Origin of the sequence: Variovorax sp. J22R115 (assembly GCF_030317005.1) — a bacterium.
In the GTDB taxonomy this organism is placed as follows: Bacteria; Pseudomonadota; Gammaproteobacteria; order Burkholderiales; family Burkholderiaceae_C; genus Variovorax.
This window is the reverse complement of the sequence record NZ_JASZYM010000012.1, coordinates 1-13,825: the sequence shown is the minus strand read 5'-3', so window position 1 is coordinate 13,825 and position 13,825 is coordinate 1. Positions and strand designations below refer to the sequence as shown.

The following is a 13,825-nucleotide window of genomic DNA, read 5'->3' as shown; positions in this document are numbered from 1 at the left end:
GGCGCTCATTCCTCTTCGAAGATTGCGATTTCCTGGCCTTCGCGCACAGGAGCGCCCTCGGCGATGAGGATCTCGACCACGCGGCCAGCCTCGGGGGCCACCACGGGGATTTCCATCTTCATGGACTCGAGAACCATCAGGGTGTCGTCGGCCTGAAGAACGTCGCCCGGCTTCACCAGGATCTTCCATACGGTGCCGGTGATCTCGGAGCGAATCTTTGTCTGCGTGGTCATGTGCGGGTGCCTCGTGTTGTGGCGGCGGAGCGCCGATGAACGAACTTTACTCGACATTAGGATTGTTGACAAGCTGAATGTACCCATGCTTTAATCGAGGCATTGCAGCAACACAGCTGCGCAACGAAAGGCGGACACTCCCGCCGTACTGGAGACAAAGGCCATGCCCCTATCCCATACCGACGTACGTCGCATCCTCGAAATCCTCGACAGCGCCGCGCACCTCGAATCCCTCGACGTCACCGTGGGTGATTTCGAACTTCACGCCCGCAAGCCCGGCGCCTCGTCGGCCCTGGTCGAGCGGACACCGCAGAGCACGGCAAACCGCCTTGCAGATTCGGCCCGGTCGGCCGAATCCCCGGCCGGCACTTCCTCCGCCGCCGCGCCGGAAGCCTTGACGGAAGTACCCGAAGGCCTGATCGCGGTGCGCTCTCCGATGGTCGGCAGCTTCTATCTGCGGCCGAGCCCCGATCAACCGCCCTTCGTCGCCGTCGGCAGCACCGTGCAGGCCGATGACACGGTCTGCCTGGTCGAGGTCATGAAGATGTTCAACACGGTCAAGGCCGGCGTCACGGGCACGGTCGAGCGCATCGTGATCGAGAACGGCAAACCGGTGCAGCACGACCAGATCGTGATGCTGATCAAGCCGACGCAGGAGGCCTGACATGAGCAAGACTGTTTCCACCCCCGTGGGGAGGCGCGACATCCGGCGCGTCTTCGTAGCCAACCGCGGCGAGATCGCCGTGCGCGTGATCCGCGCCTGCCGCACCCTCGGCATCGAAGCCGTGGTCGGCGTGTCCGAAGCCGACACCGAGACGATGGCCGCCAGGATGGCCGACGAAGTCGTCGTGCTCGGCCCCCCGCTCGCCTCCGAAAGCTACCTGCGTGCCGACAAGATCGTCGAGGCGGCCCTGCAGACCGGCTGCGATGCGGTGCACCCTGGCTACGGCTTCCTCTCCGAGCGCTCGTCCTTCGTGCGCGCCTGTGTCGACGCCGGGCTGGTGTTCGTCGGCCCCTCGGCCGATGCCATCGATGCGATGGGCGACAAGATCACCGCGGTGGGCCTGGCCCAGAAGGCCGGCGTGCCTCGCGTGCCGGGTTCGGGTGCACTGTCCGACGTGGCGCATGCGCAGCGCGTCGGCGCCGAGATCGGCTACCCCGTGCTCATCAAGGCAACGGCCGGCGGCGGTGGCCGCGGCATGCGCATCGTGCGGAACGAGAGCGAACTCGAATCGCTGATGAGTTCCGCTTCCAACGAAGCGCAATCCGCCTTCGGCGATGCCACGCTGTACATGGAGAAGTTCATCGAGCACGCGCGCCACATCGAGATCCAGGTCATGGCCGACATGCATGGCAACGTGGTCTACCTGGGTGAGCGCGAATGCTCGACCCAGCGCCGCCACCAGAAGCTCATCGAGGAGGCGCCCTCGCCTGCCGTCGACGAGGCAATGCGCCGCGCCATGGGCGAGTGCGCCGTGAGCCTGACGCGCAATGCCGAGTATTGCGGCGCCGGCACCATCGAGTTCGTCGTCGACCAGCGCGACAACCGGTACTTCTTCCTGGAGATGAACACGCGCATCCAGGTGGAGCATCCGGTGACCGAGATGATCACCGGCTACGACCTGGTGGCCGAACAGATCCGCGTCGCGGCCGGGCTGCCACTGTCGTTCACCCAGGCTGACGTGCACTTGCAGGGTCATGCGATCGAATGCCGCATCAACGCCGAGGACCCGGACCGCAACTTCCTCCCACGCCCCGGACTGATTTCGCGCTGGGACGTACCGACCGGCGAAGGCATTCGCGTCGACAGCCACTGCTATGCGGGCTATACCGTGCCACCCTACTACGACTCGCTGCTCGGCAAGCTCATCGTCCATGCGCCGACGCGTGAGCAGGCCATCGCGCGCATGCGCCAGGCGCTCGGCGGGCTGCATGTCGAAGGGCCTTCGACGACGGCGCCCTTCCATGACTCGGTGCTGGCGCACGACGATTTCGTGAAGGGCAAGGTCACGACGCGCTGGGTGGAGGAAACCTTCCTGCCGGAACGCAAGGCCGCGCAGAAGGCCGCAGCCCAGGCCGCCAAGGCGGCGCAAGCCGAAGCCGGAGTCCAGCCATGACCGATGCCGTGCTGCGTTACACCGACGTCAGCCTGACCGACGGCCAGAGCGCCCGCTGGGCCGGCGGCATGACGACGCCCATGGCGCTCGCCCTCGCCCAGCGTCTGGCCGCCACACGCCCCGCGGCGGTCGAGATCGCCTCCATGGCCACGCTGCAACAGTGCGTGGCGCGCGGCGAGAACCCCTGGCAGCGCATCGAACTGTTGCGGGAGCGCTGTCCCGGCGTACCCCTGCGCGCGGCTCTGTCGCTGCTGACCGACCACGGCAAGCGCGGATGCGACGTCATTTCGACCGAAGTCGCAACGCTGTGGCTGCGCGAGCTGGCGCAGCGCGGTGTGTCCGAGATCGTGCTGATCGACCCGCTACTGGACATCGAGCGCATGGCGCCGGTGCTGAAGGCGGCCAAGTCGCTCGGCCTGACGACGATTGCCGCCCTGGCGTACGCACAGGAGTCGACGCGCAGCGACGATGACCTGCGTGCGAAGGCGTCGGCCCTCGGCGATGCAGGCGCCGACCGCGTGATGCTCCGCGACGAAGCCGGCCTGCTGACCACCGACCGGCTGGCCACCCTGCTGCCAGCCCTGCGCCGCGGTCTCGGCACGACGCCGCTCGACCTGCACCTGCGCTGCCAGACGGCGCTTGCGCCCATGGTTGCCCTCGAGGCGGTGCGCCTCGGCATCGATGGGCTCGACACCGCGTTCGCGCCGGTGGCGAACGGCGCATCGGTGCCGGCGCTCGGCACGCTGCTGAAATCGTTGCGCCTGTTGAAGCAGGGCACTCCCGTCGGCGACCAGTTGCTGCACGCCGTCGGCGAGGCCGGCCGGCTTCTTGCCGAGATGGCCGACTGCCACGGCTTCGCGCCGGCCCGCGCCTGGGTTTTCGACCTCGCGCCCTACGCCCACGAGCTGCCGGGCGAGGTCGCCGCGCAGTTCATGCGAAAGCTGGCCGCTGCCGGCCTGTCACCCCAGTTGCACGCCTTTGCCAACGAATGCGCCCGCGTGCGCAGCGAGGTCGGCGCACTGCCGATGCTGGCGCCATTTGCAAGGCCGATTGCCGAGCAGGCGCTACTGCATCTGCAGGGCGTGCCCCGCTATGCCGACATTCGGCCCGGCGTGCGACGTGCGCTGCAACAGGTCTACGGCGCGGCGTCGAAAGACGTCGATGCCCGCCTGGCGCGACGAGTCGGCGCGCTGCCGAAGGCGGCCGCAACGTCGGTGGACGCATTGCACGCGGCCCACCCCGAGGCGAGCGATGCCGCGCTGGTGATCTCGCAGACCTGCGGCGTGGCGCCCCAAGCGCCGCCCGCATCCGCTTCGCCCGAAGCACTGCGCTACGTGGGCGTGACGCCTGCGGAAGCTCTTCTCGCCGGCCTCACGGCACGCGCCGCGCCCTATGCGCAGCTCAGCGTGCAGGGGCCCGGCGTCTCGATCCAACTCCAAGGCACGGAGGGCTGAACCATGCTCGACCATCTGAAGAAACTCGTCGCCGCGCAAACCGCGCGCACCGGCCAGCGCCGCACCGTCCACCTGACCGACGACACGCTGCGCGACGGGCAGCAATGCCTGTGGGCCACCCGCATGCGCACCGAGCACATGCTGCCCATCGCCGAACGCATGGACCGCGCCGGCTTCCTCTCGATGCAGGCGATCGCGCTGGTCCAGTTCGATGCGAGCGTGCTGTTCCTGAACCAGGACCCCTTCGAGCGCATCCGCCTGCTCAGCCAACGGGTGCGCAACACGCCGCTGCGCGCGGCCGTGCGCGGCAACCTGATGCGCGGCTTCTTTCCGGTGGCCGACGACATCACCGAGCTTTTCATCGAACGGCAGATCGCCAACGGCATCCGTGAGATCGGCCTCTTCGACGCCCTGCTGTGCTCGGACAACCTGGCCCCGAGCATCGCCGCGGCGCATCGCCTCGGCGCCGACGTGACCTACCTGCTCGGCTACAACATCGCGCCGGGCTACGACGATGCGCTCTACGCCAGCAAGGCGCGCGAAGCCGTCGAGCGCTTCGGTGTCCGGACCATTGCACTCGCCGACGCGGCCGGCGTCCTGACCATCGAACGGGTGCGCACCCTCGTGCCGGCTATCAAGAACGCCATCGGCGACCGCGCCAGGCTGGAGTTCAACACCCACTGCCTGACCGGCCTCGGGCCACTGCTCGCGATCGAGGCCGCGGTGCACGGCGCCGACAGCATCCTGACAGCGGTCGACCCCCTGGCCAACGGCAACTCGCTGCCGGCATCCCAGATGATTGCGCGCAACCTGCGCGAGATCGGCTTCGACGTGGCGGTCGACGACCGTCTGCTCGACGAGGTCGGCGACTACTTCGGCGCACTGGCCGAACGCGAAGGCCAACCGGTCGGCGTGCCCGCCGAGTACGAGCCCAGCCACTACATCACGCAGTACGCGGGCGGTGCCATGAGCAACCTGGAGTCGCAGCTCAAGCTCGCCGGCATGACCGACAGGCTGCCTGCGGTGCTGGAAGAGATCGGGCGCGTGCGCGTGGAGCTCGGCTCGCCGATCATGGTCACGCCCTATCCCGCGATCGTCTCGGCGCAGGCGGTGATGAACGTGCTCAACGGCGAACGCTACAAGGTCGTGCCGGACGAAGTGAAGAAGTACGTCTGCGGCTATTTCGGCGAACTGCCGTTGCCGGTCGACGCGAACGTGAAGGACCGGATCATCGCCAACGGCTCGAAGGATGTGGACCTCGTGCCGCCCGTCATCGAGCCAGTGCTGCCAGGGCTGCGCCAGCGCTACAAGGGCATCGGCGACGATGAACTGCTGCTGCGCTACATGTATGGAGACGAGAAGATCAACGGCCTCGGGCCGACGGCGACGGACGACAGCTTCAGCCTCCAGCACCCGGTGGTCGATCTCGTGGCCGGCCTCGCCCGGCGCGAGCGCAAGGCCCAGGTGCAGCTGTCCGGCAACGGGTTCTCGCTGAGCGCCAATTGAAAGCCTGGACGACGATCGAGGTCACCGATGTGCATCCGCACATCGCTGTGCTGACGATGAAGCGGCCCGACCAGCGGAACGCGATCAACGCGACGATGGCGGATGAGCTGGAGGACTGCCTGACCAGCCTGCAAGACAGGCCGGATCTCAGCGTGCTCATCGTCACTGGCGCGGGCTCGACCTTCGGGGCCTCGGACAGCGCCATCTTTTCCCCGCCTGAGGTGAGGGTGTGAGCGCGGCCAAGCAACTCATTCTCCAGAGCAGCGATCTGGACCTGCCGTCGGCCATGGCGCTGTCGTGCGCACTGCGCAATCTGATGGATGGCACCGCCGCCGCCGCGGAAGGAATCCAGGCGTGGGCCGGCGAGCGGAAGCCGGAATTCTCATGACGGCAGCCGCACGAACGCGAGGCCCGTTGGTCATCGAGATGATGAATCTCGGCACGGACGACGACCCCAGGATGGTGCGCGTCGGCCATCAAGCCGGCGACGGCCAGGGCGTGCCCCTGCTGCTGTTCAACGGCATCGGCGGCAACATCGAGCTGCTGGCGCCGCTGGCGGAGAAGATGCCCGAGCGCGAGATCGTCGTCTTCGACATCCCGGGTGTCGGCCAGTCGGAACTGCCGCGCTGGCCCTACCGCCTTGGCGGTATCGCGCGGCTGGCCGCACGCATCCTGGACCGCTTCGGCATCGACGAGGTCGACGTTCTGGGCGTCTCCTGGGGCGGCGCGGCAGCGCAGGCGTTTGCCTGCACCTGCAGCCAGCGCTGCCGCCGGCTCATCCTCTGCGCGACGGCACCGGGCGTGGTGATGATCCCCTCCAGCCCGAGCGTTCTCTGGAAGATGGCGACGCCCAAGCGCTACATGAACGCCGAGTACGCGCGCACCATCGGCGGCGACATCTACGGCGGCGATTTCCGCAGGAACCCGGCACTCGCGACCGAAATGTTCCGCCACGTCAAATACAAGTCGCGACTGGGCTACTACCTGCAGTTGCTGGCCGCTACGGGCTGGACCAGCATCCACTGGCTGCCGGCGCTGCGCCAGCCCACGCTGCTGATGGCGGGCGCCGACGACCCGCTGGTGCCGCTCGCCAATGCGCGCCTGATGCACCGGCTGATCCGCAAATCGGAACTCAAGGTCTTCGATTGCGGGCACATGTTCCTGATGACCCGAGCCGACGAGTCGGTCGCGGCCATCCGCGAATTCCTGGACAAGCCCTGATCCCATCGGGGGCGCCAAGGCCCCTTCCTTCCTGAATCCTTCATTCCATGAACACCCCTGACATCACCTTACAAACGCTCGCCGGCCTTGCGGGCCAACGCATCGGCTCCTCATCGTGGATCACCCTCGACCAGGCTCGCATCGACGAATTCGCCCACTGCACGAACGACGCGCAATGGATCCACGTGGACGTGGAGCGCGCCGCGAAGGACAGCCCCTTCGGCGGCACCGTCGCCCACGGATTCCTGACCCTGTCGCTGCTGGCGCCGACAGTCTTCGACGTGCTGATCTCGCGCATGCATCTCAAGCAGGCGGTGAACTGCGGCCTGGACAGAATCCGCTTCCTGGCGCCGGTGCGCGCGGGCAAGCGAGTTCGCAACCACATCAGCGTGGTCTCGCTGGAGGACAAGGGCAACGGCCGCCACCTGCTCACCACGGAGAACACCGTGGAGATCGAGGGCGAGGACAAGCCAGCCCTGGTAGCGAATGCCACGGCGATGCTGATCGCCTGACCCCGGACCTTCGAGAGACGAGGAGACAAACATGACGACGAAATCATCGGCCGCCGAGACGGTCACCCTGAAGAAGACCGCTTCGGCGCCGAAGCGCAGGCGCTCCGCCGCCGATCCCATGGCGGTGGTCAACGAACTCACCGAGTTGATCGAGCGGGCGAGCGAGAACACCCTGGCGCCGAACCCGCTCATCGGGCTGCGGCCTGCGGACTTCGCGAAAGCCACGCGATCGTTGCTCAAGCTGGCAACGGTGTCTCCGGGCGCCACGGTCGGGTCGCTCGCCCGGTATGCCAAGTCGCTGGGCCAGATCGTGCAGGGGCGCTCCGAACTGGCACCGGACCCGAAGGACCGGCGCTTTGCCGATCCGGCGTGGCAGGGCAACTTTCTCTACAAGCGTCTGATGCAGAACTACCTGCTCACGCACAACGAATTCAACAGCCTGATCGCGGACTCCAGGCTGGGAGACCGTGAGAAGGGCCAGGCGCAATTCCTCACAGCGCTGGTGACCGATGCGCTGGCGCCGAGCAACTGGCTGGCTGGCAACCCCGCCGCGGTGCGCAAGATCGTCGACACCGGCGGCGGCAGCGTGGTGAGCGGCCTCAAGAACCTCGTCCACGACATGCGGCACAACCACATGATGCCGATGCAGGTGGACAGCACGCCGTTCAAGATTGGCGAGAACATGGCGACCTCGCCCGGCCAGGTCGTCTATCGCTGCGAAACCTTCGAGCTGATCCAGTACACGCCCACCACGCCGAAGGTGTACCAACGCCCGCTGGTCATGGTGCCGCCGCAGGTCAACAAGTTCTACGCCGTCGATCTCGCGCCGGAAAAGAGCCTCGTGAAATGGGCGGTGGACAGCGGCGTGCAGATGTTCATGGTGAGCTGGCGCAATCCCACGGCCGAGCACCGCGACTGGGGCGTCGAGCACTACGCGATGGCGGTGGACCAGGCGGTCGATGTCGCGCGCAGGATCACCCGCAGCCCCGACGTGAACATGTGGGGCTCCTGCTCGGGCGGCATGACGCTGGCGGCGTACCTCGGGTGGCTCGCGGCCATTGGCGACCGCAAGGTGGCGAACGTCTCATGGGCCGTGTGCGTGCTCGACGGCGCCCGCGCGATGACCGACACCACATTGGGCCTCTTCAATTCACCCGCAGCCGTGCGCGCGGCGCGCGCCCGCTCGCGCAGCAAGGGGGTGGTGGAAGGTTCCGAGATGGCGAGCATGTTCGCCTGGCTGCGGCCCAACGACCTGATCTGGAACTACTGGGTCAACAACTACCTGCTGGGCAACAAGCCGCCGGCCTTCGACATCCTGGCCTGGAACGCGGACACCACACGGCTCCCGGCGCGCTTCCATTCCGACCTGCTGGACATCATGGAAAAGAACCCGTACGTCCACCCGGGCGCCATGACCATCCGGGGCGTGCCGATCGATCTGTCGAAGGTGGACATCGGCGCCTACGTGATCGGCGGCATCACCGACCACATCACGCCATGGAAGAGCTGCTATGGCACGGCGCGATTGTTCGGCGAGGATTCGACCTTCGTGCTCGCCAACGCCGGCCACCTGCAAAGTCTGATCAACCCGCCGGGGGCGCCCAAGGCCTTCTTTTCGACCGCGCCAAGCCGCCACGCCGACCCGGATGAATGGGCGCGAACCGCGGTGCGTCAGGAAGGCAGTTGGTGGCCGCACTGGCGCGCGTGGATGCAGAAGCGCTCGGGAACCCAGGTGGCCGCACCCGCCAAATCCGGCTCGCGTTTCCATCGCCCGCTTTGCTCCGCACCCGGGGAATACGTGCTGGAGACGTAACGCGAAGAAAAGTGCCCGCACTGACTGAAGAGGAAACACTTTTTCATTGGACGTCCGGGGCGCCGGCGCGGATCATTGGGTGGCATGCAATGGCATGGCAATGCATCCGCTTGGCGTGCCTGCGCTGATCGTGGAGGCAAGGAAATGAGCGAAGCAATCTACTGTTTCGACACGGCTACGGTGCGGTTCGCGATCTACCCTGAAGGCCCGGGCGGCGAGCGAGTCGTCGCCGAGATCGCGGAAGATCCGCTGCGCGACCTGTTCGGTGCTGACGGCGGCGGCGACACCCTGGTGGATGCCTACAAGGCGAACGCCGCGATCATCGACACCTGCGCTCTGGAGCGCCACCACGAGGCGCCGCATCACCCCGTGCTGCTGGAAACGCGGGATTTCGAGGCGATGGAGCACATGGCCGGCGCCTGAGCCGCGATCAGGCCATCCATTGCACGTCGAAGACGTGTTGGCCCCACGGCGGCATGTCCAGGAACAGGCCACGGGCCAACAAATCATCACCAGCCCGGTCGTAGACCGCCGGGCCGAGCAGATCCCGTAGCCGCAAGCTGCGCCCCGCCATCTGCGGGAAGGGCAAGTGCACGAAGCATTGGGACTGCTGCGGTGAACAGTTCACGGCCACGAGCAACCGTTGCTGCGCGGCGTCTTCCCAACGGAAAGCGATGAAGTTGTCCGCCGTGGGGTTGTCGACCCATGCCGGCGCGCAGCCCAGCAGGGACCAACTGCCGTTGCGCACGATCGGCAGGCGCAGCACGGCGAGCAGCCGCTCGTAGAACTGCTGGAGCGCGGCGTCCACGGCTTCATCCGGCGCGCGGATCAGGTGCGGCGAGATCCGGATTCGCCGCCCCTCGAACTGCCCCTGGTGGAAGAAGCGCAGCCCGGGCGAAAGGAAAGTCAGCACCGCGGCGGCGGCATGGATTTCGGGCGTGAAGGTCGATGCCGCGCGCGGCTCGTCGTGGTTCTCCAGAAAGCGAGCCAGCCTGTCCTGATAGGCCATGTCCGCGCACAAATGTTCGCGCACGGGGCGCGCGCGCTGCTCGTGCAGGCGGTCGTACAGGCGCTTGTCGTAGGTGTAGTCAAAGCCCTGCTGCTGCAGGGTCCATTCCATGTCCCAGTAGACCTCGGCCATGAACAGGAACGCGGGATGCGTGCGCCGCACCGTGCCGATCGCCTTCGGCCAGAACGGTTCAGCCCGAATGCCCCAGGTGCGCTCGAACACTTCAGGCAGCACGAGCATGGCCATGTCGCAGCGCACGCCGTCGCACTGGCCGGCGATGCGTACCAGCTCGCCGATCATCGCGGCCTGCAACGCAGGGTTGCCGTAGTCGAGTTGCAGCGTGTCGGGCCAGCCGTCGAAATACGGGTCCCGGCCGTAGGCGAGCAGCAGCGGTCCGTTTCTCGCCTCCACCCGGGTGAAGTTCCGTGGCGAACGCGCCAGATCGGCTTCCGTGCCGTGCACGAAATAGTCAGGGTGCGCGTCCGTCCACGGATGGTCGGGCGCCATGTGGTTCGGCACGAAGTCGAGCATCAGGCGCAGCCCTCGTTCGCGCATGCGCACGCGCAATCGCGCCAATGCCGCATCGCCACCCAGGTCGTCGTGCACGCGGTAGCCGGTGATCGCGAAGCCCGAGCCCGCGATGTCCTCTTCCTGCAAGTCGGGCAGCGTGTGCTCGAATTCGCGCCGCCACGACGGATTGCTGCGCGAGATACGTTGCGCGGCCTCCCCCGTCTGCCAGACGCTCAGCAGCCAGATCCAGTCGAAACCCATCTCCGCCAGTCGATCCAGTTCGGCGTCGGCGATGTCGTCCAGCGTCGCCCGACGCCCGAGCGAACGCGACAACGCGGTCAGCCAGACCCGCGTGTTGATCTGGTAGAGCACCGGATAGCGTGACTCGGGCACGGCGATCACCGCCGGGTCTCGAATCCGGGACCTTGCCTGCCATGCAACGCCCGCGCTGCCGCGGCCTCTGCGCCCGGCATCAGCAGCAGGTCCCGGGTCAGCACGGCGTTGAGCTGAATGACACGGGCCACGCAGCCGGTCCAGCCGGTCTGGTGGCTGGCGCCGATACCGGCCCCGGTATCGCCGTGGAAGTACTCGAAGAACTGCAACAGGTCGCGCCAGTGAGGGTCGTCGCGGAACTTCGACGCCATGCCGTACGCCGGCCGGCCGCCGCCGCTGTCTCGCAGGAAGATCCGGCTCAGGCGCTCGCCGAGTTCCCTCGCTACTTCGAGCAGGGTCATCATTTGTCCCGAGCCAGTGGGGCACTCGACCTTGAAGTCCTCGCCGAAGTAGGCGTACAGGCGCAGCAGCGAGGTGTACAGCAGGAAGTTGATCGGCATCCAGACCGGCCCGCGCCAGTTGGAATTGCCGCCGAACATGCCCGAGTCGGAATCGCCCGGCACGTACGCCACGCGGTACGACTGCCCTGCGTGCTCGAAGACGTAAGGGTGCTCCAGATGGATGCGCGACAGCGCGCGAATGCCATGCGGGCCGAAGAACTCGTTCTCGTCGAGCATGCGCGCGAGGATGCGTCGCAGCTTCTGCTCGTCGACGATGGCCAGCATGCGGCGGTTGGCCACGCCAGGCTCCTGCGGCAGATGCATGCTGGCCGCGAGTTCGGGGTGGCGCGCCAGGAACAGCCGCGCGCGTTCGCCGAACTTCGGCAGCTTCTGGAGGATGTCCTCTTCGAACACGGCCACCGCGGCCAGCGGCAGCAGGCCGACGATGGAGCGCACCTTCAGGCGCGTGGCGTTGCCGTCAGGGAGACGCAGCACGTCGTAGAAAAATCCATCCTCCTCGTCCCACATCTCGTCGTGCCGGTCACCGACGCGGTCCATCGCCCCGGCGATGAACAGCGTGTGCTGGAAGAACTTCTCGACGAATTCCTCGTACAGCGGCTCCTCCAGCGCCAGTTCGACGGCGATGCGCAGCATCTGCTGGCTGAAGAACACCATCCAGGCGGTCCCGTCGGCCTGGTCCAGGTAGCCGCCCGTGGGCAGCGGCGACGAGCGGTCGAACACGCCGATGTTGTCGAGCCCGAGGAAGCCGCCCTCGAAGACATTGGCGCCGGTGCGGTCCTTGCGGTTGACCCACCAGGTGAAGTTGACCAGCAGCTTGGAGAAGGCGTACTTGAGGAACTCGATGTCCCCCTGCCCTCCCCGGCGCTCCTTGTCGACGAGGTAGAGCTGCATCGTCGCCCAGGCGTGCACGGGCGGATTGACGTCGCCGAAGTTCCATTCGTAGGCGGGAAGCTGGCCGTTCGGATGCAGGTAGTCGTTGCGCAGCATCAGGTCGAGCTGCTGCTTGGCGAAGTCGGGGTCGACCATGCCCAGCGGGATCATGTGAAAGGCCAGGTCCCACGCGGCGTACCAGGGGTACTCCCACTTGTCGGGCATCGAGATGATGTCGTCGTTGAACATGTGCCCCCACTCGCTGTTGCGCACCCGGCGGCGCTCCGACAGCGGCAGTTGGGTGCCTGCGCCATGCTCGTCGAGCCAGAGGTCGAGGTCGTAGTAGAAGTACTGCTTGGTCCACAGCATGCCGGCCAGCGCCTGGCGCATGACGTTCGCGCGGTCGGGGTCATCGCGGATGGCGGGCGGCGTCACCGAGGCGTAGAACGCGTCGGCCTCCTGGAGCCGGGCCGCGAAGACGGCATCGAAGTCCCCGAAGGGGCTGACCGGGACGCCGCCCTCGATCGCCTTCAGGCGCAGCCTGACCATCTGGGACTGCCCGGCAGAGACGTCGAGCTGGTAGTGCGCGGCCACCTTGGTGCCTTGCTGCGCCGGGTTGATCGCCTCGCTGTCGCCGTGCACGATGAAGTTGTGAATGCCGTCCTTCACGAAGGCGGAGGCGTTGGTCCCGCCGAACAGCCGGGCGTTGTTGGTTTCGTTCTCGGTGAAGAGCAGCGGCACGTCGGCGTCGCAATGCAGGTCGTAGCTGCCCAGTGATTCCAGGAACAGCGGATCGGTATGGCGGGCGCGGACCGAAGCCCCTGTGGAACCCACGCGCTCCAGGATCGGCTTGGACCCTCCACCCGGCTGCGACCAGGTGTTGCGGAACCACAGCGTCGGCAGCAGATGCAGCGACGCCGCTTCCGGGCCGCGGTTGAAGACCGTGATCCGCACCAGCATGTCGTCCGGCGCGGCTTTCGCGTATTCGACGAAGACGTCGAAATAGCGGTTGTCGTCGAACACGCCGGTGTCCAGCAACTCGTACTCCGCATCGTGCTTGCCGCGGCTGCGATTGGCGGAGACGATGTCGCCGTAGGGATAGGCCGCCTGTGGATACTTGTACAGGTACTTCATGTACGAGTGCGTGGGCGTCGAGTCGAGGTAGAAGTAGTACTCCTTGACGTCCTCGCCGTGGTTGCCCTCGCTGTTGGCCAGTCCGAAGGCGCGCTCCTTCAGGATCGGGTCGCGTCCGTTCCACAGCGCCAGCGCGAAGCACAGCACCTGGTGGTCGTCGCTGATGCCACCCAGGCCGTCCTCACCCCAGCGGTAGGCGCGCGAGCGGGCCTGATCGTGGGAGAAGTAGTTCCAGGCGTCGCCGTTCTCGCTGTAGTCCTCGCGCACCGTTCCCCATTGCCGCTCGCTGAGGTACGGGCCCCATTTCTTCCAGGCCGCCCCGTTCGCCTGCGCTTCGTCGAGGCGTTGCTTCTCTGCTGCGTCGATGCTCATGAGATGGTCTCCTCGAGCCCCGTGCCGGCGGGGGGATTCGACGCATCTTCGTCACTTGATCCAGGCTCCGCAAGGGAGCCGGTTGCTCTTTTCGCGGCGTCAGTCCGGACGGCTCATCCTGCAGCTGGTGGGCATTTCTGCGCGGCTGGCCGGGATCGTCTTCACGACGCGGAAGCCGTAGCCGGAGCCTTCGACGTCGAACTTCACGCCGGGCGCGCCCTGCTTGTCCATGACGCCGACGACGAGGCTCTGCTGGAACTGATGGTCAGCAGCGCGCATG

General features: G+C 66.8%; 13 protein-coding genes and 1 pseudogene. 10 read left to right on the top strand and 4 right to left on the bottom strand.

Going from position 1 to position 13,825, the window contains the following annotated elements; translation table 11 throughout:
- Positions 1 to 5: 5 nt before the first annotated feature.
- Positions 6 to 233, bottom strand: coding sequence for a biotin/lipoyl-binding carrier protein (locus QTI04_RS21090; RefSeq protein ID WP_286617445.1), 228 nt, complete (start codon positions 231 to 233; stop codon positions 6 to 8).
- A gap of 163 nt (positions 234 to 396) precedes the next feature.
- Here QTI04_RS21090 and accB point away from each other — a divergent pair, with 163 nt between their 5' ends.
- The 10 genes from accB to QTI04_RS21040 all read left to right on the top strand — a co-directional run bounded on the left by accB (position 397) and on the right by QTI04_RS21040 (position 9,279).
- Entirely contained in the window at positions 397 to 897 is a 501-nt protein-coding gene (gene accB, locus QTI04_RS21085; RefSeq protein WP_286617443.1) for an acetyl-CoA carboxylase biotin carboxyl carrier protein, read from the top strand.
- A gap of 1 nt (position 898) precedes the next feature.
- Positions 899 to 2,350, top strand: a complete 1,452-nt coding sequence (accC, locus tag QTI04_RS21080) for an acetyl-CoA carboxylase biotin carboxylase subunit (protein WP_286617442.1) — start codon at positions 899 to 901, stop codon at positions 2,348 to 2,350.
- Positions 2,347 to 3,804, top strand: coding sequence for a hypothetical protein (locus QTI04_RS21075; RefSeq protein WP_286617440.1), 1,458 nt, complete (start codon positions 2,347 to 2,349; stop codon positions 3,802 to 3,804). The genes accC and QTI04_RS21075 overlap by 4 nt, the downstream gene beginning before the upstream one ends.
- Before the next feature lie 3 nt (positions 3,805 to 3,807).
- A complete protein-coding gene (locus QTI04_RS21070) occupies positions 3,808 to 5,310 on the top strand; it encodes a carboxylase (protein WP_286617438.1) in 1,503 nt (500 codons plus the stop codon).
- Positions 5,307 to 5,543: an enoyl-CoA hydratase/isomerase family protein gene (locus QTI04_RS21065; RefSeq protein ID WP_286617436.1), complete on the top strand. Its 237-nt coding sequence runs from the start codon at positions 5,307 to 5,309 to the stop codon at positions 5,541 to 5,543. The genes QTI04_RS21070 and QTI04_RS21065 overlap by 4 nt, the downstream gene beginning before the upstream one ends.
- Positions 5,540 to 5,698 carry a hypothetical protein gene (locus QTI04_RS21060; protein WP_286617434.1) on the top strand — a complete coding sequence of 53 codons (159 nt, stop codon included), beginning with the start codon at positions 5,540 to 5,542 and terminating at the stop codon, positions 5,696 to 5,698. The genes QTI04_RS21065 and QTI04_RS21060 overlap by 4 nt, the downstream gene beginning before the upstream one ends.
- Complete coding sequence (gene phaZ / locus QTI04_RS21055) at positions 5,695 to 6,531, top strand: poly(3-hydroxyalkanoate) depolymerase (protein WP_286617432.1); 837 nt, start codon at positions 5,695 to 5,697, stop codon at positions 6,529 to 6,531. The genes QTI04_RS21060 and phaZ overlap by 4 nt, the downstream gene beginning before the upstream one ends.
- Before the next feature lie 47 nt (positions 6,532 to 6,578).
- The gene (locus QTI04_RS21050) at positions 6,579 to 7,043 is read left to right on the top strand and encodes a MaoC family dehydratase (protein WP_286617430.1); all 465 of its coding nucleotides are present in this window, start codon (positions 6,579 to 6,581) and stop codon (positions 7,041 to 7,043) included.
- Between the two features lie 31 nt (positions 7,044 to 7,074).
- Positions 7,075 to 8,856, top strand: coding sequence for an alpha/beta fold hydrolase (locus QTI04_RS21045; protein ID WP_286617428.1), 1,782 nt, complete (start codon positions 7,075 to 7,077; stop codon positions 8,854 to 8,856).
- A gap of 144 nt (positions 8,857 to 9,000) precedes the next feature.
- Positions 9,001 to 9,279, top strand: coding sequence for a hypothetical protein (locus QTI04_RS21040; RefSeq protein ID WP_286617426.1), 279 nt, complete (start codon positions 9,001 to 9,003; stop codon positions 9,277 to 9,279).
- A gap of 7 nt (positions 9,280 to 9,286) precedes the next feature.
- Here the strand turns inward: QTI04_RS21040 and QTI04_RS21035 are convergent, their stop codons facing one another.
- The 3 genes and pseudogenes from QTI04_RS21035 to QTI04_RS21025 form a co-directional block, all read right to left on the bottom strand.
- Positions 9,287 to 10,777: an alpha-amylase family glycosyl hydrolase gene (locus tag QTI04_RS21035; RefSeq protein WP_286617424.1), complete on the bottom strand. Its 1,491-nt coding sequence runs from the start codon at positions 10,775 to 10,777 to the stop codon at positions 9,287 to 9,289.
- Complete coding sequence (locus QTI04_RS21030; RefSeq protein ID WP_286617422.1) at positions 10,774 to 13,545, bottom strand: glucosidase; 2,772 nt, start codon at positions 13,543 to 13,545, stop codon at positions 10,774 to 10,776. Before QTI04_RS21030 ends, QTI04_RS21035 begins: the two co-directional genes overlap by 4 nt.
- Positions 13,546 to 13,644: 99 nt before the next feature.
- Positions 13,645 to 13,825 (bottom strand): annotated as a pseudogene (locus tag QTI04_RS21025) (branched-chain amino acid ABC transporter substrate-binding protein); the annotation flags it as partial.

Excerpts from the sequence above, each read along its gene's own strand:
- QTI04_RS21045 (WP_286617428.1), top strand. The coding sequence starts at position 7,075 with ATGACGACGAAATCATCGGCCGCCGAGACGGTCACCCTGAAGAAGACC.
- accB (WP_286617443.1), top strand. The coding sequence starts at position 397 with ATGCCCCTATCCCATACCGACGTACGTCGCATCCTCGAAATCCTCGAC.
- accC (WP_286617442.1), top strand. The coding sequence starts at position 899 with ATGAGCAAGACTGTTTCCACCCCCGTGGGGAGGCGCGACATCCGGCGC.
- QTI04_RS21075 (WP_286617440.1), top strand. The coding sequence starts at position 2,347 with ATGACCGATGCCGTGCTGCGTTACACCGACGTCAGCCTGACCGACGGC.
- phaZ (WP_286617432.1), top strand. The coding sequence starts at position 5,695 with ATGACGGCAGCCGCACGAACGCGAGGCCCGTTGGTCATCGAGATGATG.
- QTI04_RS21030 (WP_286617422.1), bottom strand. The coding sequence starts at position 13,545 with ATGAGCATCGACGCAGCAGAGAAGCAACGCCTCGACGAAGCGCAGGCG.
- QTI04_RS21040 (WP_286617426.1), top strand. The coding sequence starts at position 9,001 with ATGAGCGAAGCAATCTACTGTTTCGACACGGCTACGGTGCGGTTCGCG.
- QTI04_RS21090 (WP_286617445.1), bottom strand. The coding sequence starts at position 233 with ATGACCACGCAGACAAAGATTCGCTCCGAGATCACCGGCACCGTATGG.
- QTI04_RS21050 (WP_286617430.1), top strand. The coding sequence starts at position 6,579 with ATGAACACCCCTGACATCACCTTACAAACGCTCGCCGGCCTTGCGGGC.
- QTI04_RS21070 (WP_286617438.1), top strand. The coding sequence starts at position 3,808 with ATGCTCGACCATCTGAAGAAACTCGTCGCCGCGCAAACCGCGCGCACC.